Annotated in this window: 20 protein-coding genes and 1 pseudogene; 14 read left to right on the top strand and 7 right to left on the bottom strand. The window is 60.2% G+C overall.

The window, feature by feature from the left end; translation table 11 throughout:
• Positions 1–4: 4 nt before the first annotated feature.
• Entirely contained in the window at positions 5–1,159 is a 1,155-nt protein-coding gene (locus tag BZ163_RS11470) for an MFS transporter (protein ID WP_128871014.1), read from the bottom strand.
• Positions 1,160–1,439: 280 nt separating this feature from the next.
• Between BZ163_RS11470 and sstT the strand changes: the two genes are divergently transcribed.
• Entirely contained in the window at positions 1,440–2,672 is a 1,233-nt protein-coding gene (gene sstT, locus BZ163_RS11465; protein WP_128871013.1) for a serine/threonine transporter SstT, read from the top strand.
• Positions 2,673–2,857: 185 nt separating this feature from the next.
• Here the strand turns inward: sstT and BZ163_RS11460 are convergent, their stop codons facing one another.
• Positions 2,858–3,367, bottom strand: coding sequence for a DUF1993 family protein (locus tag BZ163_RS11460; protein WP_128871012.1), 510 nt, complete (start codon positions 3,365–3,367; stop codon positions 2,858–2,860).
• A 139-nt stretch (positions 3,368–3,506) separates the two neighbouring features.
• Between BZ163_RS11460 and BZ163_RS11455 the strand changes: the two genes are divergently transcribed.
• Positions 3,507–4,154: a YceH family protein gene (locus BZ163_RS11455; RefSeq protein WP_128871011.1), complete on the top strand. Its 648-nt coding sequence runs from the start codon at positions 3,507–3,509 to the stop codon at positions 4,152–4,154.
• A gap of 115 nt (positions 4,155–4,269) precedes the next feature.
• Here BZ163_RS11455 and BZ163_RS11450 read toward each other — a convergent pair whose 3' ends face one another.
• Positions 4,270–5,088, bottom strand: coding sequence for a shikimate 5-dehydrogenase (locus BZ163_RS11450; RefSeq protein WP_128871010.1), 819 nt, complete (start codon positions 5,086–5,088; stop codon positions 4,270–4,272).
• Between the two features lie 244 nt (positions 5,089–5,332).
• Here BZ163_RS11450 and BZ163_RS11445 point away from each other — a divergent pair, with 244 nt between their 5' ends.
• From BZ163_RS11445 to BZ163_RS11435, 3 genes are all read left to right on the top strand, one after another.
• On the top strand, positions 5,333–5,704 hold the full coding sequence (locus BZ163_RS11445) for a hypothetical protein (protein WP_128871009.1): 372 nt from the start codon (positions 5,333–5,335) through the stop codon (positions 5,702–5,704).
• Between the two features lie 316 nt (positions 5,705–6,020).
• Complete coding sequence (locus BZ163_RS11440; protein WP_003179723.1) at positions 6,021–6,215, top strand: hypothetical protein; 195 nt, start codon at positions 6,021–6,023, stop codon at positions 6,213–6,215.
• A gap of 100 nt (positions 6,216–6,315) precedes the next feature.
• Positions 6,316–6,498, top strand: a complete 183-nt coding sequence (locus BZ163_RS11435) for a hypothetical protein (protein WP_128871008.1) — start codon at positions 6,316–6,318, stop codon at positions 6,496–6,498.
• Here the strand turns inward: BZ163_RS11435 and BZ163_RS11430 are convergent.
• Positions 6,495–7,556 carry an AI-2E family transporter gene (locus tag BZ163_RS11430; RefSeq protein WP_128871007.1) on the bottom strand — a complete coding sequence of 354 codons (1,062 nt, stop codon included), beginning with the start codon at positions 7,554–7,556 and terminating at the stop codon, positions 6,495–6,497. The genes BZ163_RS11435 and BZ163_RS11430 overlap by 4 nt on opposite strands.
• Before the next feature lie 163 nt (positions 7,557–7,719).
• Between BZ163_RS11430 and yegQ the strand changes: the two genes are divergently transcribed.
• Complete coding sequence (gene yegQ / locus BZ163_RS11425) at positions 7,720–9,042, top strand: tRNA 5-hydroxyuridine modification protein YegQ (RefSeq protein WP_128871006.1); 1,323 nt, start codon at positions 7,720–7,722, stop codon at positions 9,040–9,042.
• Positions 9,043–9,049: 7 nt separating this feature from the next.
• On the opposite strand, the gene BZ163_RS11420 is transcribed toward yegQ, so the two are convergent.
• Positions 9,050–9,913, bottom strand: a complete 864-nt coding sequence (locus BZ163_RS11420; RefSeq protein WP_128871005.1) for a LysR substrate-binding domain-containing protein — start codon at positions 9,911–9,913, stop codon at positions 9,050–9,052.
• Between the two features lie 96 nt (positions 9,914–10,009).
• On the opposite strand from BZ163_RS11420, the gene BZ163_RS11415 reads away from it, so the two are divergent.
• Positions 10,010–10,921, top strand: coding sequence for a DMT family transporter (locus BZ163_RS11415; protein WP_128871004.1), 912 nt, complete (start codon positions 10,010–10,012; stop codon positions 10,919–10,921).
• Between the two features lie 184 nt (positions 10,922–11,105).
• On the opposite strand, the gene BZ163_RS11410 is transcribed toward BZ163_RS11415, so the two are convergent.
• Together BZ163_RS11410 and BZ163_RS11405 are read right to left on the bottom strand one after the other, a co-directional pair.
• Positions 11,106–11,336 (bottom strand): hypothetical protein, encoded by a 231-nt coding sequence (locus BZ163_RS11410; RefSeq protein WP_128871003.1) that lies wholly within the window; start codon positions 11,334–11,336, stop codon positions 11,106–11,108.
• A gap of 89 nt (positions 11,337–11,425) precedes the next feature.
• The gene (locus tag BZ163_RS11405) at positions 11,426–12,142 is read right to left on the bottom strand and encodes a FadR/GntR family transcriptional regulator (RefSeq protein WP_128871002.1); all 717 of its coding nucleotides are present in this window, start codon (positions 12,140–12,142) and stop codon (positions 11,426–11,428) included.
• 279 nt (positions 12,143–12,421) lie between these two features.
• On the opposite strand from BZ163_RS11405, the gene BZ163_RS11400 reads away from it, so the two are divergent.
• The 7 genes and pseudogenes from BZ163_RS11400 (at position 12,422) to ampC (ending at position 23,242) form a co-directional block, all read left to right on the top strand.
• Positions 12,422–13,768, top strand: coding sequence for an MFS transporter (locus BZ163_RS11400; protein ID WP_128871001.1), 1,347 nt, complete (start codon positions 12,422–12,424; stop codon positions 13,766–13,768).
• Positions 13,769–13,801: 33 nt separating this feature from the next.
• Complete coding sequence (gene gudD, locus BZ163_RS11395; RefSeq protein WP_128871000.1) at positions 13,802–15,145, top strand: glucarate dehydratase; 1,344 nt, start codon at positions 13,802–13,804, stop codon at positions 15,143–15,145.
• A gap of 237 nt (positions 15,146–15,382) precedes the next feature.
• Entirely contained in the window at positions 15,383–17,944 is a 2,562-nt protein-coding gene (locus BZ163_RS11390; protein ID WP_128871033.1) for a type VI secretion system Vgr family protein, read from the top strand.
• Positions 17,941–19,970: pseudogene (locus tag BZ163_RS11385) on the top strand (DUF3274 domain-containing protein). Before BZ163_RS11390 ends, BZ163_RS11385 begins: the two are co-directional and overlap by 4 nt.
• Positions 19,967–21,643 carry a DUF2875 family protein gene (locus BZ163_RS11380; protein WP_128870999.1) on the top strand — a complete coding sequence of 559 codons (1,677 nt, stop codon included), beginning with the start codon at positions 19,967–19,969 and terminating at the stop codon, positions 21,641–21,643. Before BZ163_RS11385 ends, BZ163_RS11380 begins: the two are co-directional and overlap by 4 nt.
• A 2-nt stretch (positions 21,644–21,645) precedes the next feature.
• Positions 21,646–21,915, top strand: a complete 270-nt coding sequence (locus BZ163_RS11375) for a PAAR domain-containing protein (RefSeq protein WP_128870998.1) — start codon at positions 21,646–21,648, stop codon at positions 21,913–21,915.
• A 172-nt stretch (positions 21,916–22,087) separates the two neighbouring features.
• Positions 22,088–23,242: a class C beta-lactamase gene (ampC, locus tag BZ163_RS11370; protein WP_305881749.1), complete on the top strand. Its 1,155-nt coding sequence runs from the start codon at positions 22,088–22,090 to the stop codon at positions 23,240–23,242.
• The last annotated feature ends 318 nt before the right edge of the window (positions 23,243–23,560 follow it).

The raw sequence follows: 23,560 nt of genomic DNA, 5'->3' as shown, positions 1-23,560 counted from the left end.
CGCGTCAGGCGCAGACTTCGCGGGGTTTGAAGGTCATCAGTGCCATGGCCAACAGGATCGAGACCAGGATGAAAGCGGCCGCCGCAAATCCCAGGCCTTGCAAGCCCACGCTGTCGATCACCCGGCCACCGACCATGGCGCCCAGGCCGATCCCGAGGTTGGCCCCGGCAATGTTCAGCGACGCGGCAAAAGCCGGCGCCTCGGGTGCCGCCTTCATCAGGCGCACGTGGCTGACCAGGAACAAGGCCGCCTGGGTCACGCCCCAGATCCCCATCGCCGCCGCCAGGCCCAGTGGCGAGTGAATGTTCGGCACCAACGCCACCATGCCGGCAATCATGAACGCGCAGAACGTTACCGAAGCGATCAGCGGGTGACGATCCACTGCGCGACCACCCAGCGAGTTGCCGATCAGCCCCACCGCGCCGAAGCCCATCAGGCACCAGCCGACCACCGTGCCGTTGAAGCCGGCCAGGCGCTCGAGGATGTCCGCCAGGTAGGTGTAGACGGTGAACATGCCGCTGAACACCAGGATCGACAGCAGCACATGCCCGATCATCAGCGGGCTGCGCAGGATCTTGAACTGCGAGCGAAAGCTCACTTGATGCTGATGCAGGTTGGTCGACGGCAGGTAGATGAACAGCAGCAGCGCCTTGGCAAAGGCGATCACCGCCAGAATGCCGAAAGCACTGCGCCAACCGAACGCGTCAGAGATCAGCGTGCCCACCGGAATGCCGAACACCGTGGCGCAGACAATCCCGAACCCGATCTTGGCGATGGCGCGACCGGCGAAGTCCGGCCCGACGATGTCCACCGCCGTTTCGCTGGCCAGGGCCCAGTACACCGGCAACCCGAGCGCGGGAATCAGGCGGGCGATGGCCATCACCCAGATGTTCGGGGCAAACGCCGCCAGGGTGTTGGCCAGGCCGAACATGATCAGCACCGAGATGAACAGCTTGCGGCGCTCGAACCTGGCGAAGTACGCGGTCAGGAACGGTCCGAAAGCGGCGACGGTAAAGGCGAACAAGGTCACCAGCAAACCCGCTTGCGGGATGCTGACGTCAAGGTCGCGGGCGATCGCCGGCAACAGGCCGACGATGACGAATTCCGTGGTCAGCACCGTGAAACCGGCGGCGGACAACAGAAGGATGGGCAACAGCATGCACAACTCCAGAAAACGACGACACCAGCGACAGCCCGAAGGCCCGCTGGCAGAACATGAAAATGAGGATGGGCCATCTTAACAGAGTGTTTTCCAGAGCGGTTGCACGAACCTGCCTTTCTCGTCCGACACGCGGACGGCAGATCGTCACAGGCCTGAAGGATCGGGACGACGCTGTGATAAAGTCCGCGCCCTGCGATACGTACACCTTGCTCATCTGCCAGCGATTGGCATTGATGTCGCGACTCCCCGTACCCAATAAAATCAGAGATGCCGCTTTATGACCGCTTCATCCCCTTCGCTATTGCATCGTTTGAAACGCTTGAGCCTGGTCACGCAAATCATCATCGGCCTGATCGCCGGGATTGTCCTGGCGCTGGTCGCGCCCGACGTGGCGAAGTCCACCGCGTTCATCGGCAAAGTCTTCGTTTCGGCCCTGAAAGCCGTCGCACCGATCCTCGTGTTCGTGCTGGTCATGGCGTCGATCGCCAACCACAAGCACGGCCAGGAAACCCACATCCGGCCGATTCTGTTCCTGTACCTGCTGGGCACCTTTGCCGCGGCGGTGGTCGCGGTCGTTGCCAGCATGATGTTCCCGTCGAGCCTGGTGCTCGCCACCCATGACGTCGCGGTGAGCGCCCCGGGCGGCATCAGCGAAGTACTGCAAAGCCTGTTGCTGAGCGTGGTCGATAACCCGGTCAGCGCCCTGATGAACGCCAACTTCATCGGCATCCTGGCCTGGGCGATCGGCATGGGCGTTGCCATTCGCCATGCCGGTGACACCACTCGCGAGGTACTCGGTGACCTGTCCAACGGCGTGACCCTGATCGTGCGCCTGGTGATTCGCTTCGCGCCGCTGGGGATTTTTGGCCTGGTGGCCTCGACCCTCGCCACGTCCGGTTTCGGCGCCCTGCTCGGCTACCTGCACCTGCTGGCCGTGCTGCTGGGTTGCATGCTGTTTGTGGCGCTGGTGATGAACCCGCTGATCGTGTTCTGGAAACTGCGTCGCAACCCCTATCCGCTGGTGCTGATGTGCCTGCGCGAAAGCGGCATCACCGCGTTTTTCACCCGCAGTTCGGCGGCGAACATTCCGGTCAACCTGGAATTGAGCAAGCGCCTGGGCCTGCATGAAGACACGTACTCGGTCTCGATCCCGCTGGGCGCCACCATCAACATGGCGGGTGCCGCGATCACCATTACCGTGCTGACCCTGGCGGCCGTGCATACCCTGGGCATCGCGGTCGATGTTCCGACGGCCATCCTGCTGAGCGTGGTCGCGGCGATCTGTGCCTGTGGCGCTTCGGGCGTGGCCGGAGGGTCGTTGCTGCTGATTCCACTGGCGTGCAGCTTGTTCGGCATCCCGAGTGAAGTCGCGATGCAGGTGGTGGCGGTCGGTTTCATCATCGGGGTGTTGCAGGATTCGGCGGAGACCGCGCTGAACTCGTCTACCGATGTGCTGTTTACCGCAGCGGCGTGTCTGGGTGAAGAAGAGAAGGCCCAGCGCCTGGCCTGACACCTTACCCTGTGGGAGCGGGCTTGCTCGCGAAAGCGGTGTGTCAGTCAACGTTTATGTTGGAGCTGATGGCCCCTTTGCGGGCAAGCCCGCTCCCACAGGTTCGGTGGTGGAGCTGAACAATGTGCACCCATGAAAAAGCCCCCGCAGCTCAGGCTGCGGGGGCTTTTTTGTAGGTGGGGGGTTTAGAACGCGCCCATGTAATCACGCTTGCCCACTTCCACACCGTTGTGACGCAACAAGGCGTAGGTGGTGGTGACGTGGAAGAAGAATTGCGGCAGGCCGTAGCTCAGCAGGTAAGCCTGGCCACTGAAGCGCTTCTCTTTAGGCGTGCCCGGACGGGTGACGATCTCGATGCCTTCCTTGCCGACGATCTGCTCCGGCTTGATCTCGCCGATGTAGGCCAGGACCTTGGCGATCAGCGCTTGCAGTTCGGCGAAGGTGGTTTCGGTGTCTTCGTACTTCGGCACTTCGATCTCGGCCAGGCGCGAGGAAACGCCCTTGGCGAAATCGACGGCGATCTGCACCTGGCGTACCAGCGGGAACATGTCCGGGTACAGACGGGCTTGCAGCAACGCGTTCGGATCGATGTTTTTTGCCGTGGCGTGGGCTTCGGCCTTGTTCAGCACATCGCTCAGGGCGTTGAGCATTTGTTTGAATACCGGAACGGAAGCGTCGTACAGGGAAATGGTCATGGCAGTCTCATGTTGTGACAGGAGGTAAATGTGGGCCGATTATAGCCATGCGCAACGCTCCTGCGACTTGTCTTTTATTCAGCAAGGATTACGCTAGGCCGCTTCGACTGCATGCTTCGACTGCCTAGGGAAAAGCGCGATGAGCACTGAGCAAGAAACCGTTATCGACGAGCCACGCCTCAACAGCACGGAAATCCGCATTCTGGGTTCGCTGATCGAGAAACAGGCCACCAGCCCGGAAACCTATCCGCTGACCCTCAATGCCCTGGTGACCGCCTGCAACCAGAAAACCAGCCGCGAGCCGGTGATGAACCTCACTCAGGGCCAGGTCGGCCAGAGCCTGCGCGCCCTTGAAGGCCGCGGTTTTACCAGGCTGGTGATGGGCAGCCGGGCCGATCGCTGGGAGCACCGGGTCGACAAGGCGCTGGAGCTGGTGCCGGCCCAGGTCCTCCTGACCGGCTTGCTGTTCCTGCGCGGCCCGCAAACGGTCAATGAACTGCTGACCCGCAGCACCCGCATGCATGAATTCGAAGACACCGAGCAGGTGGTGCATCAGCTTGAACGCTTGATTGCCCGTGGTCTGGCGCTGCTGATTCCGCGCCAGGCCGGGCAGCGTGAAGACCGCTACATGCATGCGCTGGGGGACCCGGCGGATATCGAGGTGATTCTGGCGGCACGGAGTAATCCGGTGGAGCGCGGTGCCGGCGGCGGTGTGTCGCTGGAGCGGATCGAAGAGCTGGAAGCGCGGATTGCGGCGTTGGAAGAGCGCCTGGCGCGCCTCGAGTAGTCCGACAACAACGATCGGATTGTAGGAGCCGGCTTGCTGGCGAAGGCGGCGTGCCAGGCGCCATTAATGTTGCAAGTGATGGCCTCTTCGCTGGCCAGCCAGCTCCTACAGGGGATCAGCTGCGGGCAAACTCCACCGCTTTCTGGAACTGCTCAACCGTCGGCCGCACGCCGGTATAAAGCACAAACTGCTCCAGCGCCTGGATCGCAATCACCTCCAGCCCGGTTATCACTCGCTTGCCTTCGGCACGACCGCGCACGATCAGCGGGGTTTCCGAGGGGATCGCCACCACATCGAAGACGGTCTCGGCAGCGGCAATGGCGTCGGCGTCGAACGCCAGTTGATCGGCTTCCGGCCCGCCGGTCATGCCGATCGGCGTAACATTGATCAGCATGTGCGGGCGCCGCGCACCCAGTTCAGCTTGCCATTCATAGCCCAGCGACTCGGCCAGGGCACGCCCGGCGGGTTCGTTACGGGCGACGATCAGGCCGTTCTTGTAACCGCCATCACGCAAGGCGCTGGCCACGGCCTTGGCCATGCCGCCGCTGCCGCGCAGGGCGAAGGTCGACGCCGTGGGCACCTGGTGGGTTGCCAGCAACTGAGCGATGGCGATGTAGTCGGTGTTGTAGGCCTTGAGACGGCCATTGGTGTTGACGATGGTGTTGATCGATTGAATGGCCGCGGCCGACGCGTCCAGCTCATCGACCAGCGCAATGCAGGCCTCCTTGAATGGCATGGACACGCCACAGCCTCGAATCCCCAGGGCGCGAATGCCCGCGATGGCGCCTGGCAGGTTCTGGCTGCTGAAGGCCTTGTAGTAGAAATTCAGGCCCAGTTGTTCGTACAGATGATTGTGGAATCGCAGGCCAAAGTTTCCAGGGCGCCCGGAGAGGGACATGCACAGCTGGGTGTCTTTGTTGGGGTTCATCTGCATGTGAATCTCCTTCAATAGCACTTTCGGATGGACGGGATTAGCCAGTCCAGCCGGTCTGATCGATCATATTCGCGTACCTGCCGGTGACAGCGTACGACGCTAAGAAAGCCGGTACAGACCTTACACAAAATTTACCCAATGGCTGTGCTGATTTGCAGAAAAACGCTGTCTTAGAAGTATCCCCGCGACAATCCCTGGGTCTATTGCAGAGCCAGGCGCCGGGTCGAAGAACCGAGGAATTATCATGATCCGTAAAATCCCCATAGTTGCCTTGCTGATCGGTACGCTGGCCATCGCAGGGCAGGCTGAAGCTGGCGGCGGTCACGGCGGTCACGGTTGGGAAGGACCGGCGGTATTCGGTGCGATCGTCGGCTCGGCCATCGTCGGTTCGGCGATCATCAACAGCAACCGGCCGGTCTATGTGCAGCAACCGGTCTACGTTCAGCCACAACCGGTGTACGTGCAACAACCGCCTCCGGTTTATTACCAGCCGGCACCGGTCTACGTGCAGCAACCGGTCTATTACGCCCCGCCACCGGTTTACTACGGACCGCCCCGTGGTTACTACCCACCGCGCGGCTACTACGGCCCTCCCCACGGTTATCGCCGCTGGTAACTGTAGGAGCGAGCTTGCTCGCGATGGGCGTAAGAGCGCCGCGGTTAGCCGGTAAGCACGCGTTATCGTTAACGACCATCGCGAGCAAGCTCGCTCCTACAGACAGACGGCGGGGCTTTTTTGTCGCCGTTTGTCGGTACAGGTCTGGATAAATCGCCTCAAGGTCGCTGTCGGGACAGTCTTTGCGGTTCAAGTTGGCAAGATTGACTCGCCGCTCTTCCCCCCACTTGGGGAAAACGGTCATATTCATGTCATGTCAGGTCCGCAACCTGGATCTGTCCGCAAACAGCAGGTTGATAATAACAAGGACGACCTCATGCCCACGCAAAACCCGCACCGCATCGTCGGCTTGTGCACTTCCAGCAAGGTGTACAACGCACTGACCGAACTCAAGCACCTGGAAGGCCATCGCAGCGCCAAGTTTCTCTCGCTGCTGGCGGAAAACCTGGTGCGCAAAGGCCTGCTCAATGAGCAGGAAGTGGTCCACATGCTTGACCTGGTGGTCGACTGAGCCCAAGACTCACTAGCGTCAATTACGACTATCGAAAGCGTTGATTGTCCGTTCCGGCGTTGGGTCCGTAAGGTAGCTCCATAGATTGATGGAGGTACTTATGTCCCAGGTTCAGATCATGTCCGTTATCGGCAGCGCCGTTCCCGCACCACTCAGAGCGCTTGGCTTGCTTGCCTGCTGGTACCTGGTGCAGGACGGCGAAGCGATCAGTGGTCCGCTGACCTCGTTGCCGGACGCCCAGGCACTGTCGCAACGAATCGGCCAAGGTCAGCTCAGCGCTTAAGGCAGCTGCACCCGCGGTTTGGTTTCGATGAAGATCGCCCAGCTCGACATGAACAGCGCGGCGATCAGCGGCCCGATGACAAAGCCATTCAAGCCGAAGATCGCCAGGCCGCCAAGGGTCGAGATCAGAATCAGGTAATCCGGCATCTTCGTGTCCTTGCCCACCAGAATGGGGCGCAGCACGTTATCCACCAGCCCGATCACAAAAACCCCGAACAACCCCAGCACCACGCCCTGCCAGATCGCTCCGGTGAACAGGAAAAACGCCGCCACCGGCGCCCAGACGATCCCCGCCCCCACTGCCGGCAACAGCGATAGAAACGCCATCAGCACTGCCCACAGCAACGCGCTCGGAATACCCAGGAACCAGAAAATCAAACCGCCCAATGCACCCTGCGTAATCGCCACCAGCAGGTTGCCTTTGACTGTCGCCCGCACCACGCGGTTGAACTTGAGTTGCAAACGCCGTTTCTGGTGCTCTTTCAGCGGTACGGCAGAACGAACTTTACGTGCCAGTTCGGCGCCGTCGCGCAAAAAAAAGAACAGCAGGTAGAGCATGATGAAAAAGCTCACCAGAAAATCGAACGTGCCCTGACCGAAACTGAAGGCCTGGGTGGCGATAAATTCATTGCCTGTTACCGCACTCTTGATGATTTTCTCTCGCAGACCGTCCAACTCGCCGACCCCGAACCGATCGAGCAGGTGCTGGAAGTACGGCGGCAGGCTGTGTTTGAAATGCGTCACGTAGCCGGCGATATCCAGTTCGCCGCTTTCGATTCTCTGGTAGACCGAGGCCCCTTCTTGCACCAGCAGGAAACCGAGGATGATCACCGGCAGAATCGCGATCACCAGGCAGATGCCCAGGGTGAGCAGCGACGTCAGGTTGCGTTGCCAGCCGAATTTCGCTTGCAGGCGGCGCTGCAGGGGGGCGAAGAGGATGCCGAGGATGACAGCCCAGAACACCGCTGCGTAGAACGGCAGCAAAATCCAGATGAACGCGGCGGTGACCAGTCCCAACAGGATCACCAGTGATTTGTTTTGCAGTGTCTGTTCGTTCATGTCCGATCCATGTCAGTCAGCAGGGAAGCAATGTCGCGTCCTGATGCTTAGTCCGCCACGGTTCGCGCGAGTGCCATCCGTTTGTTCATCAAGCATAGATCCAGATCAATGAAGCCCGCGGGCAAGCCGATTACCCTCGTCGACTTTTGCGATCGACTCATCCATGAACCTTGTCCCACCGGAACTGCTCGCCCCCGCCGGCACCCTGAAAAACATGCGCTATGCCTTCGCCTACGGCGCCGACGCGGTGTACGCCGGCCAGCCGCGCTACAGCCTGCGGGTGCGCAACAACGAATTCGATCACGCCAACCTGGCCCTCGGCATTCGCGAGGCCCAGGCCCAGGGGAAGCGCTTTTATGTGGTGGTGAACATCGCCCCGCACAACGCCAAGCTGAAAACCTTTCTCAAGGATCTGCAGCCGGTGATTGCCATGGCGCCGGACGCGCTGATCATGTCCGACCCGGGCCTGATCATGCTGGTGCGCCGACATTTCCCGCAGATGCCGATTCACCTGTCGGTGCAGGCCAACACGGTGAACTGGGCGAGTGTCGAGTTCTGGCAGCAACAAGGCGTGAGCCGGATCATCCTGTCGCGGGAACTGTCCCTGGAAGAAATCGCCGAAATTCGTGAGCAGGTCCCGGCCATGGAGCTGGAGGTGTTTGTCCATGGGGCGCTGTGCATGGCCTACTCCGGCCGCTGTCTGCTGTCCGGATACATGAACAGGCGCGACGCCAATCAAGGCAGCTGCACCAATGCCTGTCGCTGGAAGTACTCGGCGCAACAGGCCTCGGAAAATCAACTCGGCGAAATCGTCCAGAGCTTCCAGCCTGAACCGACCCTGGGGATCGGCGCCCCGACCGATCAGGTGTTCCTGTTGCAGGAAGCCAATCGACCGGACGAACTGATGCCGGCCTTCGAGGACGAGCACGGCACCTACATCATGAACGCCAAGGACTTGCGCGCCGTGCAGCATGTCGAGCGCCTGACCCGGATGGGCGTGCATTCGCTGAAAATCGAAGGCCGGACCAAATCCCACTTCTATTGCGCACGGACCACTCAGGTGTACCGCCGGGCCATCGACGATGCGGTGGCCGGTCGCGCGTTTGACCGCAGCCTGATGACGGATCTGGAGTCCCTCGCGCAACGCGGCTACACCGAAGGCTTCCTGCGGCGGCATGTGCATGATGAGTATCAGAACTACCAGCACGGCAGTTCGGTGTCGGAGCGGCAACAGTTTGTCGGCGAGTTGACCGGCGAGCGGCGCGACCGACTGGCCGAAGTCAAGGTGAAGAACCGTTTCGGCCTGGGTGACCACATGGAACTGATGACGCCCGCGGGCAACTTCCACTTCGATCTGCATCAGTTGCAGAACATCAGAGGCGAGCCAATCGAAGTGGCGCCGGGGGATGGGCATACGGTGTATGTGCCGATTCCGGATGCGGTGGAGTTGCGGTTTGGGTTGTTGATGCGGGATGTGGGGTTATAGAGCGCGCCTAGGCGAACTCCTCGCGCAACATCGCCACAAACGCCTCTCGCGCCGGGTGAACCCCGGCGTTTTCATGCCAGTAGAACAGATTGTCGATGGCCGTCAGGTCGGGGAATTCATAGCCCGCGCAACCGGCGCCTTTGGCGAACTGGTCGAAAACCCCTTTAGGCACCAGCGCCACACCGGCCCCGGCGCTGACGCAGCCGACGATCGCGCCGTAACTGGCCAGGCTGACAATCGGCAACGCCTGCCCCTGCCGCAATAACCAGTGCTCCAGTGCCGCCCGGTAAGGGCAACCCTGTGGCCACATGAACACGGTCTTGTCCTGCAAATCGGCGATATCGCGTACCGGCCCCAGGGACGTCGAGGCAATCAACAGCAGCTCCTCGCGGTACATCAGCGTGCGCTTGAGTTGCGAGCGCTCGACATCCACGGCGACTATCGCGCCGTCGAGCCGATGGTTGAAGGTGTCGTCGAGCAGCTGGCCCCAGGGGCCGGTGGTCAGTTCCAGCGCCACCTTCGGGAAACGCTTGTGGAACTTGGCCAGCAAGCGCGGCAAGCGACCGGTGGCCGAGGACTCGATGGCACCGATGCGCAACGGTCCGGACGGCTCCGCCGCGGGATCGAGCGCGCGCTTGGCTTCAGCCGCGAGCGCGAGCATCTTCGCGGCATAGACGAGGAAGGTCTGCCCCGACGGGCTGATTCGCAACCCTCGACCCTCGCGCAGGAACAGCGCGACCCCCAGCTCCGCTTCCAGCGCCTTGATCCGTGCCGTGATATTCGACGGCACGCAATGCAGCAACTCGGCGGCGCGGGCAATGCTGCCGACGTCGGCGACGGTCTTGAACATGCGAATCTGCGCCAGCTCCATACATCACCAAAAGTGAACAGTTAACGCAGTATAAGTCAGTTGTGGCGAATGGTTCGAATTCTGATACTCGGTGCACAGGCCCACAGGTATCCGACCATGCAAGCGCTCACCGCCGTCTCCCCCTCCCCCCTCAAGATCGTGCTGGCGATGGCGTTTGTCGTCGCCTGCTGGGGGTATTCCCCGACCGGTATTCATATCGGTTTGCAAGCTTATGATCCCGGCCATCTGGCGTTGCTGCGGTTTCTGCTGGCCTCGGCATTCATGGGCGTCGTCGCGCTGATCCGCGGCATCCGCCTGCCGAGCCTTGGCGATCTGCCGCTGCTGGCGGCCCTGGGTTTCTTTGCGGTCAGCCTGCATCACGTCGCGTTGAATTTCGGCCAGCAGGGCGTCAGCGCCGGAGCGTCCAGTGTGTTGGCGCAATCGACCCCCTTGTTCAGCACGCTACTGGCGCGCTTCGTGTTCAAGGACCGGGTGAGTGCCTGGCGCTGGGGCTGTGTGATCCTGGGTTTGCTCGGCGTGGTGATTGTGGTGGCTGGCGATCACGGACTGGGCAGCATCAATGGCGGCGGCTTGCTGATTCTGCTGGCGGCGCTGTCCTGGAGCTTTTACTTTGCGTTGCAGAAGCAGCATGCCCGGCGCTATGACGGCTTGACGCTGGTGTGTTACACGGTTTGGTTCGGGACGTTGCTGTTGTTGGTTTATTTGCCGGGGTTGGCCGCCGAGGTCGTCAGTGCTCCGCTGCAGGTGCAACTGGCGGTGATTGCGCTTGGTGTTTTTCCCAGCGCCCTCGCCTATCTGGCCTGGGCCTATGTGCTGGCGCATGTAGACCTGAGCCGGGCGACGATGACGCTGTACCTGATTCCACCCACTGCCATGGGCATTGCGTCTTTTGCGTTGGCGGAGCAGCCCACATTGATGGTGTTCGTGGGTTCGGCGATTGTGCTGATCAGTGTGCTGGCGTTGAATCTGGAGCGGCGGGTGGTAGTGATTCAAGGGGCCAGTGTCTGATCGTTTATTGGCGCTGATACGCCTGACGCCTTCGCAGGCAAGCCAGCTTCCACAGGGTTTGTGTCAAGCACACCATTTGGATCAACCCGGAACCTGTGGGTGCGTGGCTTGCCCGCGAAGAACGATGACTCGGTGAACCCGCCCTGCCACTCTCAAAAAACCCGGCACACTGGCCGGGTTCCGGTTACCGCCTGTCATCGGACAGCGGTGTTGGCTCATCTGCCGGAGGCACGTCCTCATCCGCCGTCGGGTCCATCCAGTCTTCTGGTCGATCAGCCTCTGCGCCGGCCGGGTCCCGGGCCGGGTCCATGCCGGGTGGCGCATCCTGATCCATGCTTGGCTCATCGGTGCCGGGCATGGGTCGGGTCGGGTCGGTAGTGGGTGTTCCACCCTGGAACGTTGATTCGTTAGCCATGACGCACCTCACAGGTGAGGTCCAGCAAATCTGGGCCGTACTGTTTGGAAGCAAGGCCAGGGAGGAGGTGCTATCGAGTAGACCAGCGGTTACCCGCGATCCGCCAGAAACCGGTCGCGACTGTTGGTCAGGTGCAGCCACATGGCCGCCCGCGCCGCATCCGGGTCCTGGCGCTTGATGGCATTGAGTATCGCCTCGTGCTCGAGGTTGGCGAGCTGCCCGAGCTTGCTCAGGTCCGCTGCACCGCGTTCGGCGGCGTTGACCCGGGTCCGGGGAATCATTGAGCGGCCCAGGTGCTGCATGATTTCGCTGAAGCACAGATTGCCGGTGGCTTCGGCGATCAGCAGATGAAAGCGCTTGTCGGCTTCGACGCAGCTGTCGTTGTTGGCGAGCAGGCCTTGATAATCGTCCAGCGCTTCACGCATCTGCGCCACTTGCCGATCCGTGCGACGGACAGCGGCCAGCGCCGCCGCCTGGGTTTCCAGGCCCAGGCGCAATTCCAGAATGCTGCGCACCCCCAGCGCGGTGTCGACATTCAGGCGCAGCCCCTGCTCCGGGGCCCGCTCGAGCACGAAGGTGCCGATGCCGTGGCGGGTTTCCACCAGCCCGGACGCCTGCAACTTCGACAGTGCCTCGCGCACCACCGTGCGACTGACCCCGTGCTCCTGAACGATGGTGTTCTCCGACGGCAGCTTGTCCCCCGGCAGCACCTGACCGAGGAGGATGCTTTGGGTCAGCTTGGCGACCAGGTCATGGGCCAGGTTATGGGTGCGCTTGCGGGCAGGCGCGTCGAGGTCTTGGTGCATGGCAATCATCCAAAAGCGGGGCTCACGGGATCGTAGCACCCAGATCGAGTGGAAGCCTCAGAAAAAGCGCTTAACTTGTATGACAACACTCAACAAAAGCCTGAACACCAAGGATTCCAGCCCTTGCCATGGACAACACTAATTTTGAATATCCTAGAAAAACCTGCGCTTAATCGGTTTTTACGCTTGCAGGACAAAAAAATGTAGTTGTATGATGTCTATCAACACAGCGACACCCAGTCACACCCCGCATAAAAATAATCAGTGGGAGAAAAACAAGTGAGTACATCCATATCCGGGATGCACGACGGCGCCGATCCGGTCCTGAAGTCCGCCATCTCAAAAGTGAAACGGCACGTCCTGCCGCTGTTCGTGATCATGTTCATCGTCAACTACATCGACCGTGTGAACATCGGCTTCGTCCGCACCCACATGGAACATGACCTGGGCATCGGCGCTGCCGCCTATGGCCTCGGTGCCGGGCTGTTCTTCATCGGTTACGCGCTGTTCGAAGTGCCCTCCAACATCCTCCTGCAGAAAGTCGGCGCACGAATCTGGCTGACCCGAATCATGCTGACCTGGGGCATCGTGGCGGCCTGCATGGCCTTCATCCAGAACGAAACCCACTTCTATATCCTGCGATTCCTGTTGGGCGTGGCGGAAGCCGGGTTCTTTCCCGGGGTGATCTACTACTTCACTCGCTGGTTGCCGGGTGTCGAGCGCGGCAAGGCCATTGCGATCTTCCTCAGCGGTTCGGCGATCGCTTCGCTGATCTCCGGCCCGCTGTCCGGGTTGCTCCTGCAGATCAACGGTTTGGGCCTGCACGGCTGGCAATGGATGTACTTCATTGAAGGCATGTTCTCGGTCTGCCTGTGCGTGTTCGTGTGGTTCTGGCTCGACTCCAGGCCCCACGACGCCAAATGGCTGACTCGCCCCGAGCAAGACGCGCTGGTCAAGGCCATCGATGACGAACAACTGGCCCGCGAAGCGGCGACGCCGATCAAGCCGTCACTGGGCAAGCTGCTCAAGGATCGCCAGATCATCCTGTTCTGCCTGATCTATTTCTTCATCCAACTGACCATCTACGCCGCGACCTTCTGGCTGCCGAGCATCATCAAGAAAATGGGCGACCTCAGCGACATTCAGGTCGGGCTGTTCAACTCGATCCCCTGGTTGCTGTCGATCGTCGGCATGTACGCCTTCGCTTCGCTGTCGGCCAGATGGAAACATCAGCAAGCCTGGGTGGCTGCCGCCCTGCTGATCGCGGCGGCCGGGATGTTCATGTCCACCACCGGCGGGCCGATCTTCGCCTTCGTTGCGATCTGCTTTGCGGCGCTGGGTTTCAAATCGGCCTCGTCGCTGTTCTGGCCGATCCCCCAGGCTTACCTGGATGCACGCATCGCCGCGGGTGTCATCGCGCTGATCAACTCGGTGGGCAACCTCGGTGGCTTCGTCGCGCCGACCACGTTCGGCCTGCTGGAAGAACACACCGGGTCGATCCAGGGCGGGCTGTATGGCCTGGCCGCCACATCGATCATCGCCGCGATCATCGTTTTCGCCGCGCGTAGCACAGCCAAATCCGCACCCGCCGTCGTACTGGGCGAATCCGCGCCCGACCACGCCTGAACGCTCCTGTCAGCATGCTTTAAGGACAAGACAATGAACGCACAAGACACCGCAAAAGCCCCGATCATCACCAGCATGCAGGTTGTTCCGGTGGCCGGGCACGATGGCATGTTGCTCAACCTGAGCGGCGCCCACGGGCCATTTTTCACCCGCAACATCGTCATCCTCAAGGACAACGCCGGCCACACCGGCGTCGGTGAAGTGCCAGGGGGCGAGCGCATTCGCCAGACCCTCGAAGACGCGCGCAGCCTGGTGGTCGGCAGCCCGATCGGGACCTATCAGAAGATCCTCAATCAAGTGCGCCAGGCCTTCGCCGACCGTGATGCCGGCGGCCGTGGCCTGCAGACGTTCGACCTGCGCATCACCATTCACGCGGTCACCGGCCTGGAAGCGGCGCTCCTGGATCTGTTGGGGCAGCACTTGGACGTGCCGGTCGCGGCCCTGCTCGGCGAAGGCCAGCAACGCGACGAAGTGAAGATGCTCGGTTATCTGTTTTATGTTGGCGATCGCGGCCAGACCGACCTCGCCTACCGCAGCGAACCGGATGCCGACAACGACTGGTTTCGCCTGCGCCACGAACCCGCGATGACCGCCGATGCAGTGGTGCGCCTGGCCGAGGCTGCCCACGCTCGCTACGGCTTCAAGGACTTCAAGCTCAAGGGCGGCGTGCTCAGTGGCGATGACGAAATCGAAGCGGTGACCGCCCTGGCCGAACGCTTTCCCGATGCGCGCATCACCCTCGATCCGAATGGCGCCTGGTCGCTGAAAGAAGCGGTCCGCTTGTGCCGCGACCAGCATCGCGTCCTTGCGTATGCCGAAGACCCTTGCGGGGCAGAAAACGGGTATTCGGGCCGTGAAGTCATGGCCGAGTTCCGCCGCGCCACGGGCCTGAAAACCGCCACCAACATGATCGCCACCGATTGGCGGGAAATGGGCCACGCGATCCAGCTGCAATCGGTGGACATCCCCTTGGCCGACCCGCACTTCTGGACGATGCAGGGCTCGGTCCGCGTGGCGCAGATGTGCCATGAATGGGGCCTGACCTGGGGCTCGCATTCCAACAACCACTTCGATATTTCCCTGGCGATGTTCACCCATGTTGCGGCCGCCGCACCGGGTGAGATCACCGCCATCGACACCCACTGGATCTGGCAGGACGGCCAGCGCCTGACCAAGGCCCCGTTGCAAATCGTTGGGGGTTGCGTGCAGGTGCCGAAGAAACCGGGCCTGGGGGTCGAGCTGGACCTGGATCAACTGGCCAAGGCCCATGAGCTCTATAAAGGCATGGGGCTGGGCGCGCGGGATGACAGCGTGGCGATGCAGTTCTTGATTCCGGGCTGGACGTTCGATAACAAGCGGCCGAGCCTGGTGCGCTAGACACTTCGCAACCACCTCGCTCCCACAGTTGATTGGCGTCACACATAAGGCTGAGTTCGCTGCATATCCGTGTGTGCAACTGCGCGTGGCAGCATTGCTGCTCAGTTTGTTAAAAAAGGAAGCGTCCTACATACAAGCTATTTCATAAGCGTCTTAATTCCCGTGTTTGTATTTCGCCATGAGCACTGAGGTGCACCGCTCATGGGTCGAACACCGGTTGCTTATGCCGTAGGACACTTGTTAATGGAACTGACACCACTATTTGCGCCACAGAATAGACGCTTGATCAAGCTGACCACCCCGGCCATCGGTCAGCAGGCGCTGCTGCTGGAGCGATTTTGCGGTACTGAAGGATTGTCGACGCTGTTCAGTTTCGAGTTGTCGCTGATCAGTCAGGATGCGCGACTGGAACTCAAGTCCCTGATAGGGCAACCCGCGTTGCTGGAGATTGAACTGGCAACCGGTGGGGCCCGTTTTATTCATGGTTATATCAACCGTTTCAGCCTGCAAGGCAGTGACGGTGGGCTGGCGCGCTACTCGGCAACGTTGAGTCCCTGGCTGTGGATGCTGTCGCGCCGTTCTGACTCGCGGATATTTCAAGAGCAAACGATCGAAGACATCGTTCGCACGGTGTTTGCCCACTATGAGGCGCTGCCCAGTTTCGAATTCCGGCTGGACCAGCCGCTCAAGTCCCACAGCTACATCACGCAGTACCGCGAGAACGATCTGGATTTCGTCTTGCGCCTGCTGGAAGGCGAAGGACTGTTCTTCTACTTCGATCACTCGAAGGAAGGACATCAACTGATCATCACCGACCATTCCCGCAACCTTGAGCCGCTACCGCAGCAACCGCAGATCCGCTACCACAGTGCTTCGGTCACCGAGACAGCCGATTCCATCACTCAATGGAGCAGCAACCGGGTTTTGCAGTCCGGTCGTATGGCCATTCAGACATTCGACTACAGGCAACCGCGAAATCCACTGCCGGTCAGCATGCTCAGCCTCAACGTCCAGGGTGAGGTCCCGTCTTACGAAATCTACGACTTTCCCGGCCATTACAGCCACGCGATGCCCGCGAATGGCGAGACGCTGGTGCGTCATCGACTGGAAGCCATGGAAGTACAGGGCAAGACGTTTCAGGGCAGCAGCAACTGTCGCGCCATGCTGCCCGGTTACACCTTCGAGTTGACCCAGCACTTCGATCACGACCGTGACCCCATTGCGGATCGCCACTTCCTGTTGCTGAGCGTCGAACACCGTGGCAGTAACAACTATCTATCGGATCAGCCGGCAGGCTACGACAACAGCTTCGTGTGTGTGCGCCATAAAATCCCGTATCGCCCCGCAATCATCACGCCTCGCCCGACGATTTCGGGGCCGCTCACCGCCATCGTGGTGGGTCCTGAAGGAGAGGAAGTCTTCACCGATGCGCTGGCGCGGGTACAAGTACGCTTTCATTGGCAGCGCGGACAGGATCCTGCACCCGGCACCACTTGGCTCAGGGTCGCCATGCCCAGTGCGGGCGCCGGTTTTGGTCATCAGTTTTTGCCGCGCATCGGCCAGGAGGTCCTGGTGACTTTCCTCGGCGGCGACATCGACCGCCCCCTTGTCACTTCGGTACTCTACAACGCTGACCATTTACCGCCGCGCTTCAGTAACGCCACGGGTTTACCGGGTAATCGAACGCTCTCGGGCATCCAGACCAGGGAACACAAAGGCAACGGCTTCAACGAACTGCTATTCGACGATACACCCGGTGCGTTGCGCGCCCGCATGGGCACGACCCATCACGCCACCGCGCTGAACCTCGGCAAACTCACCACGCCCAGAACTGACGGCCAAGCCCAGCCCCGTGGCAATGGCGCCGAACTGCGCACCGACGCGGCCATCGCTCTGCGAGCGGCCCAAGGCGTGTTATTGACCACCTATGCCCGTCACGGCGCGCAGGGTTCGCAGTTGGACCGCGAAGAATTGCTCAAGCTGCTGAGCGAGTGTGGCGAACTGTTCCAGTCGCTCGGCCAGACCGCCGCCGCCCGTGGCAGCCAACAGGTCGATAGCCAAGGCATCGACCTGCTGCGCCAGTCGTTGACTCAATGGCCTGCACCGGAGAGCAACAGTTCGGGCGACCCACTGCTCGCCGTGGCGGCCGAGGCGGGCATCGCCAGCGCCACACCGCGCTCACAAGTGCACTACGCCGGTGAGAACCACGACACAACGGCTCAGGACCACCTGCAATTGACCAGCGGTGCGGCCATGCGATTGAACGCGGGCCAAGGGATTTCGGCCTTTGCGCAAGATGCAGGCATCAGCGCCATCGCCAATCGCGGCAAGGTGCTCGTGCAAGCCCAGGAAGATGACATTGCGCTCAATGCGCAAAAGAACCTGCACCTGTCGGTCACCGAAGGTGAAGTGGTCGTGACTGCGCCCATCATTCGCTTGGTGGCGGACGACGGCAGCTACATCAAGATTGGTGGCGGCATCGAGATTGGCACCCAGGACAAGGTCACGGTGCACGCCAGCGACCATGACTGGGTCGGACCGAAAACCGACAGCGTTTCCATCCCGTCCTTCAGCCGTGATCCAGCGGCGCAACGCCTGGCCTTTCACTATCCGGGCCACGCGGATGAAAGCCCCCGAGTGGCAGCGGACCACGCGTACCAGATCGAGCTGGGCGATGGCAGCGTGGTGCAAGGTTCAACGGATGCAAGCGGTTTGACGCAGAGAGTGGAGCGCGAGGTGATGCATCAGGCCCGGGTGAAGGCCCAGCGAAAAACCGGCCCGACGGGAGAGCGTCAATGAGCGAGTCGAGCTTTCACACAGTGGCGCAGAGCACCACCCGCTTGATTGCGAACTGCACCACCGAGCGCAAGATGGAGGTCCCTGGGGACTTGCCTGGGGTGGTGATTTTCCTGCACGGGGTCAATGATCCGGGGGGATCGTATGAGTCGGTGGAGACGGGGTTGTGTCAGGGGGTGAACGAGCGGTTGGATCGGCCGGATCTTCGGGCTGGGCGGTATGGAGTCCAGTACGACAAGGCTTTGGGCACACCTAAAGAAGCCTGGAGAGACAAGGAAAGGCAAATACTCGACGATCCCGACACCTACCTTTATCAACGCGATTCAAATGCCTCTGACGTCCGCAGTCTGTTCATCCCTTTTTACTGGGGTTACAGAGCCGAACCCGGCGAAATAAAGCGCGATGAAAATGGCGATCCGGCCAGGCTGCGTGATCAATTTCAAGACAGATTTGGCAATCGCCTTGATCGTCACTTCGCCAAAGGTGGCGGTTTTTTTGCCAACGCCACCAACAACCTGCTGGAGATGTACGAAGAGGGCTTTGCTAAATGGGTGCGCCATTTGGCCCAACCCACGATGCATAATTCTCTGTTCATGGGTAAGGCGCCAAACAGGCGTTACTTTGTGCTGGCGGCGACCCGGCTGGCGATGCTGGTCAGCGAGACTCGCCGCGTCTCACCCGATGAAACCATCACCATCATGGGGCACAGCCAGGGCACGCTGATCACTTTGCTTGCTCAAGCGATGCTGGTGGATCGGGGCGAACGCTGCGCCGACTGCGCAATCATGGTGGACTCGCCTTATTCAGTGTTGCCAGGTACGACGCCGAAAAATTCAAAGACGCTGCAAGTGCTGATAAACCTTGTGCAACGGATCACCCAATCGCCCCATGCGCAACCCCCCTTGAGCGCCGCGCGTTGTGGCGTACCGGGGTATGGCGGTCGACCGGTCCGCGATGGTCACCTGAACAGGGGCAACGTTTGGGTACAGACGGGAAAACCGTGGTGTTTCCCGAGCGCGACAATCGCGGCAAGGTTTATCTGTACTTCAGCCCGGACGACACCACGGTGGCGCTGGATGACGTGCATGGCATTGGTACTTATGGCGTACCGGACGTACTCCCTGATGGGCAGCCAGCCATGAACGCTTTGCAATCCTTGCGTTTCTACCAGCGCTTGTGGACCAAGCGTCTGCGCGAAGGCAAACCCGTGCTCGTTGGCAAAGTTCCACAACAGGATCTTATCCGAGCCAAGGGCGAGCCGCGTTACCCTGGTGGTTGGTCAGCCGCAGCGGTGGCCTCGCGAGCACCGATCCAGAAAGGCCAGGAGCGCAACATCAATGCCGAGCAACTGCACCCGCCTCATGCGCCACAGATGTTCGGCGGCGAAGCCGTAACCGGCTCAACTCACGAATCGGGAAAGGACCGCTCGGACGCGGTCTCGAAAAACGCTGCTTTGGGCAACCCCAGCGCGACCTTCAAATGGATTTTTGTGCAGAACATCACCGATCGAATCGATGTGGAAGTCGTACGCGCCCGCTGGAACCAGGGCAAAGAGCCGGACGACCAGACCCACGCTTTCCGCCGCACAGCGGTGTCCGGTTTTGCGTTGCTCCAGACCAAAGATCACTACCGCTACGAACGTGAGGAAACGCCGAACGAAATCCGGGCCCGCATGGACATCGACCCAAAAGAGTTGAGTGAAAACAGCTATCACTCGGCGGTATTGCGCAGTCCGGAAAACCATCGCTGGGTGACAGCGATGGATATTGCGATTGGGCAGGCGAAGTGTCTGGATGATCCGGTGATGCGTGAGGTGTTGGTGGCGATTGCGGATTGGAAGACGGATGAGAAGCGTTTTTTAAAAATGATAGAACTCCAGGGATGGTCACGTCTTAGTTCAGAGGCTCAGGCGTTGGTCGAAGCTAGTTATGTGTATTACGACCAAGGCACGTTTCCGTCGGCTGAATTAGTCTCGCTAACGCCACCAATGCTGATAGAAGCCCCCTCGAAAAAAGGAATGGCCCAGTGAGGGATCGCCAGCACCACAAATCCCAGCGACCGAAGTTGAAGCTCTATCTATGGATGGCCATGCTAGTGCTAGCCATTTGGTTGGGAGTTTTACTGATCGTTATTTACATAACACCAGTTGCAGATTTGAAACCAAAGGAGATGGGGATTGTTATGCGTTGGGGAATCGCGAGTATCTTGGGGGCGTTGGCGTTGGCCTATAGCGGGCATTGGTTTGCCAAGCAGGTAGTATATGAAAAGGAACAACTCTCAGCCTACCGAACAAAAGTCATCGCTGATGCAACCGAGCAAACTGCCACGCGTGAGCGCACTTACTCGCTGGAAATACGGGGAGTAGGGCTCGCAGTGGATGATTGGCATCAATCTTCAATATGGCGAGAAATCAAAAAGACGAATAGCAATTTCACCTCGATCTATTCGCAAGATCCCAAGGATTACGACGCCTCAGTCTCCTCGCGAGACATTACCTACGATATTAATGTTCGAGTTGCTTTCACACATTCGGCCAGCGACTCGGTGGCCTACTGGCCGATTCCCGTGTTCGCGTTGGGGCCGCCGGATATTTATGAAAAAGGCTACAAAGCCGCTGGTTTGATCAATTCGGGTCGAAATGCTGCGACCTTGGGTGTTACTCAGTTTCTATGGCAGGACGACGAAAACACCACTCACGCACAAGCCATGATTGAACGCCTTTTCGATTTTTTTGACGAGAACCCGCAGGTGCCACAGGCGTTGATAGCAAGCAAGGATGGTGATGTGTCTCGCGACGTTTATAGAAAGCGCGGCACGCCGGGTCTTCAAAATACCCGCGTCGTTCCGACGGTGTTCGAAAGCATGGCAGGTCTGCTGGTCACGCGTTCGGATCGTGTAGACCGTTACCTCCGCCCCTATGCAACGCAGGGCACGGAGGACAACCAGAACAAAAATACTGACATGGGCAAGTTGTGGGCGTTTTATTGGGATCGCGACCGTGCATTCCACGATTGGTATAAAGCAATTGAACGCGCCAAAGGAAAAACCGGGTACATACATCCGCCATCAACGATGTCCTCTACCTACTGGCAATCCCAACTCCCCACCCTCTGGCAAACCCTGAGCAACCGAGGCCCCGGTCACTTCGAACCGTCCCCATGGCTCCCGGTACGTTGGGCCAGTCATCAAGTACAGGAGTTCGACAGGGCTCCAATCCTGGGTTACCTGCACCGCCCGATCAAAGTCCCGATGCAGGACGAAAACGGAAAATTGCTCAAGCCCGCGCTACAGGCCAAGGCCCTTCAAGCAGGCTGGCGACAAGCCTTGGAAACCCTGCCCGATGGCGACAAACCAGTGCGCGTGTTCTACGACAGCACTGACAACGTCAACGGCGAAATCGCCCTGACCCATGCGCTGCACGGCCTCAACGTTGACGGCATCGGCATCGAGTTGGGCAATGTCGACGAGGGCTACGACATCGGGCGGCGCCTGGGCAATACCGGCGTCAGTGGCGCCCTGGTCGAAATCAACCTCGCCACGATTGCCAGCTACCAGGAGGGTGGAGTCAGCGCAGTGGTCTACTCCGGCAAGGATGGCAGCAGCACGGTGCAAATGGTCCGTCCGCCTGACGAAGCCCGCAAAGCGAAAAACCAGCAGACCCATGGCGTCGATCCCTTCCGATTTCGCATGCCGGGGCAATAACCATGACCCATCCCATCTGCCTGGGCGACTCCACCAGCAGCGGTGGCACGGTCGTGTCCTGCCAACTGTCGGGTACGCACCGTATAAACGGAAAAACCCCTGCGGTATTGGGTGACAAGGCCACCTGCCCATTGCACTTGGGCGAGTTCGCTTTCGTCGAGGGGCATCCGCGCAGGCGCATGAATGGCATCCCTGTGGTCCTGCAAGGTCATCGCCTTGCCTGTGGTTGCCATGGGGTGGCGGGTCATGCGCAGAATGTTCGGGTGACCTGATGCTTGGCATTTTCATTCAACGCGAGCCCGCGTTCGATGAACCCACCGATAGCCTCTCGGCGCGAGAGGTCGATCGCTTGATCGCGATCATCGGACGTCGGTGGCCCGGATTCAAAATCCGCTCGGTATGTAGCGGTTAATATCATTGAAACTCATGGAAAGTGGCCCAGTCATGCCTAGATACAACCTCAACAAATTCGCGTCCTACAGCGCTTTCGTACTTTTCCTCGGTGCCGGTCACTGCGTAGCGGACGAGCGTATCGAATCCATCGTCAACGCCGCCATCAAACCGGTGATGCAGCAACAGCAGATCGCCGGTGTCGCGGTCGCGATCACCGTCAACGGCGAGGCGCATTACTTCAACTACGGCGTGGCCTCGAAGGAAAACGGCACGGCGGTCACCGAAGACACCCTGTTCGAGATCGGTTCGGTGAGCAAGACCTTCACGGCCACCCTCGCCGCCTACGCCCAGGCGACGGGCAAACTTTCCCTGTCAGACAAGGCCAGCAACGTCCTGCCAGAGCTGCGCGGCAGTGCGTTCGACAACATCAGCGTATTGCAACTGGGCACCTACAGCGCTGGCGGCCTGCCGCTGCAATTTCCTGAGGAGGCCGACGCGCCGGACAAGATGCTCGGCTATTTCAAGCAGTGGCAACCGACCTACGCCGCTGGCAGCCACCGGCAGTATTCGAACCCGAGCCTGGGGCTGTTTGGCTATCTGGCGGCCAAGAGCATGGGCGCGCCGTTCGATGAGGTGATGGAAAAGACCCTGCTGCCGACACTCGGGTTGAAGCACACCTTCCTCAAGGTGCCGCAGGATCAGATGGGGCTTTATGCCCAGGGGTACAACAAGGAAGACAAGCCGGTGCGGGTCGGGCCGGGGGCGCTGGATTCGGAGGCGTATGGGGTGAAAACCAGCGCGGCGGATCTGCTTCGTTATGTTCAGGTGAACATGAAACCGGCAGGGCTTGAAGCGCCGCTGCAGCGGGCAATCGCCACCACGCACACGGGTTATTACAAGGTCGGTGGCATGACCCAGGGATTGGGCTGGGAGCTCTACCACTACCCGGTCACGCTTGATCAGTTGCTCGCCGGTAACTCGACGCAGATGGCGATGGAAGCTCACAAAGTCCAGTGGCTGAATCCGCCGCAACCACAATCGGACGCTGTGTTGGTCAATAAAACCGGCTCGACGGGTGGCTTCGGCGCCTATGTCGCGTATGTGCCCTCGAAAGATATCGGCATCGTGATCCTCGCCAACAAGAACTACCCGAATGCTGAGCGGGTGAAAGTGGCGCATACGGTGTTGGGCGCACTGAGCAAATAAACTGGCCACAGGTTCAATGGCAGTCATGAAAGTGGGCGACCCATAGGAGCGGGTTGCCCGCGAAGGCAATGGATCCTTCAACATCGATGCTGACTGATACGCCGCTTTCGCGAGCAAGCTCGCTCCTACAGGGGGTCTTCAGCGAACACCAGATTGGTAGACGACAGGGATCCCGTGTAGGAGCCGGCTTGCTGGCGAAGACGGCGGCACATTCAATAGAGGTGGTGGCTGACAGGGGCCGCTTTCGCTGGCAAGCCAGCTCCTACAGGGGATTTTCAGTGAACAAGAAATCGGTGAACACCAGCGATCCCGTGTAGG

Origin of the sequence: Pseudomonas sp. VI4.1, from assembly GCF_002029345.1 — a bacterium.
In the GTDB taxonomy this organism is placed as follows: Bacteria; Pseudomonadota; Gammaproteobacteria; order Pseudomonadales; family Pseudomonadaceae; genus Aquipseudomonas.
Note: the sequence above shows the minus strand (reverse complement) of the source record. Positions and strands in the feature narration are given on the sequence as shown.

Bases quoted from the DNA above. Each gene is read 5' to 3' on its own strand.
- BZ163_RS11470 (WP_128871014.1), bottom strand. From the start codon at position 1,159: ATGCTGTTGCCCATCCTTCTGTTGTCCGCCGCCGGTTTCACGGTGCTG.
- sstT (WP_128871013.1), top strand. From the start codon at position 1,440: ATGACCGCTTCATCCCCTTCGCTATTGCATCGTTTGAAACGCTTGAGC.
- BZ163_RS11460 (WP_128871012.1), bottom strand. From the start codon at position 3,367: ATGACCATTTCCCTGTACGACGCTTCCGTTCCGGTATTCAAACAAATG.
- BZ163_RS11455 (WP_128871011.1), top strand. From the start codon at position 3,507: ATGAGCACTGAGCAAGAAACCGTTATCGACGAGCCACGCCTCAACAGC.
- BZ163_RS11450 (WP_128871010.1), bottom strand. From the start codon at position 5,088: ATGCAGATGAACCCCAACAAAGACACCCAGCTGTGCATGTCCCTCTCC.
- BZ163_RS11445 (WP_128871009.1), top strand. From the start codon at position 5,333: ATGATCCGTAAAATCCCCATAGTTGCCTTGCTGATCGGTACGCTGGCC.
- BZ163_RS11440 (WP_003179723.1), top strand. From the start codon at position 6,021: ATGCCCACGCAAAACCCGCACCGCATCGTCGGCTTGTGCACTTCCAGC.
- BZ163_RS11435 (WP_128871008.1), top strand. From the start codon at position 6,316: ATGTCCCAGGTTCAGATCATGTCCGTTATCGGCAGCGCCGTTCCCGCA.
- BZ163_RS11430 (WP_128871007.1), bottom strand. From the start codon at position 7,556: ATGAACGAACAGACACTGCAAAACAAATCACTGGTGATCCTGTTGGGA.
- yegQ (WP_128871006.1), top strand. From the start codon at position 7,720: ATGAACCTTGTCCCACCGGAACTGCTCGCCCCCGCCGGCACCCTGAAA.
- BZ163_RS11420 (WP_128871005.1), bottom strand. From the start codon at position 9,913: ATGGAGCTGGCGCAGATTCGCATGTTCAAGACCGTCGCCGACGTCGGC.
- BZ163_RS11415 (WP_128871004.1), top strand. From the start codon at position 10,010: ATGCAAGCGCTCACCGCCGTCTCCCCCTCCCCCCTCAAGATCGTGCTG.
- BZ163_RS11410 (WP_128871003.1), bottom strand. From the start codon at position 11,336: ATGGCTAACGAATCAACGTTCCAGGGTGGAACACCCACTACCGACCCG.
- BZ163_RS11405 (WP_128871002.1), bottom strand. From the start codon at position 12,142: ATGCACCAAGACCTCGACGCGCCTGCCCGCAAGCGCACCCATAACCTG.
- gudD (WP_128871000.1), top strand. From the start codon at position 13,802: ATGAACGCACAAGACACCGCAAAAGCCCCGATCATCACCAGCATGCAG.
- BZ163_RS11375 (WP_128870998.1), top strand. From the start codon at position 21,646: ATGACCCATCCCATCTGCCTGGGCGACTCCACCAGCAGCGGTGGCACG.
- ampC (WP_305881749.1), top strand. From the start codon at position 22,088: ATGCCTAGATACAACCTCAACAAATTCGCGTCCTACAGCGCTTTCGTA.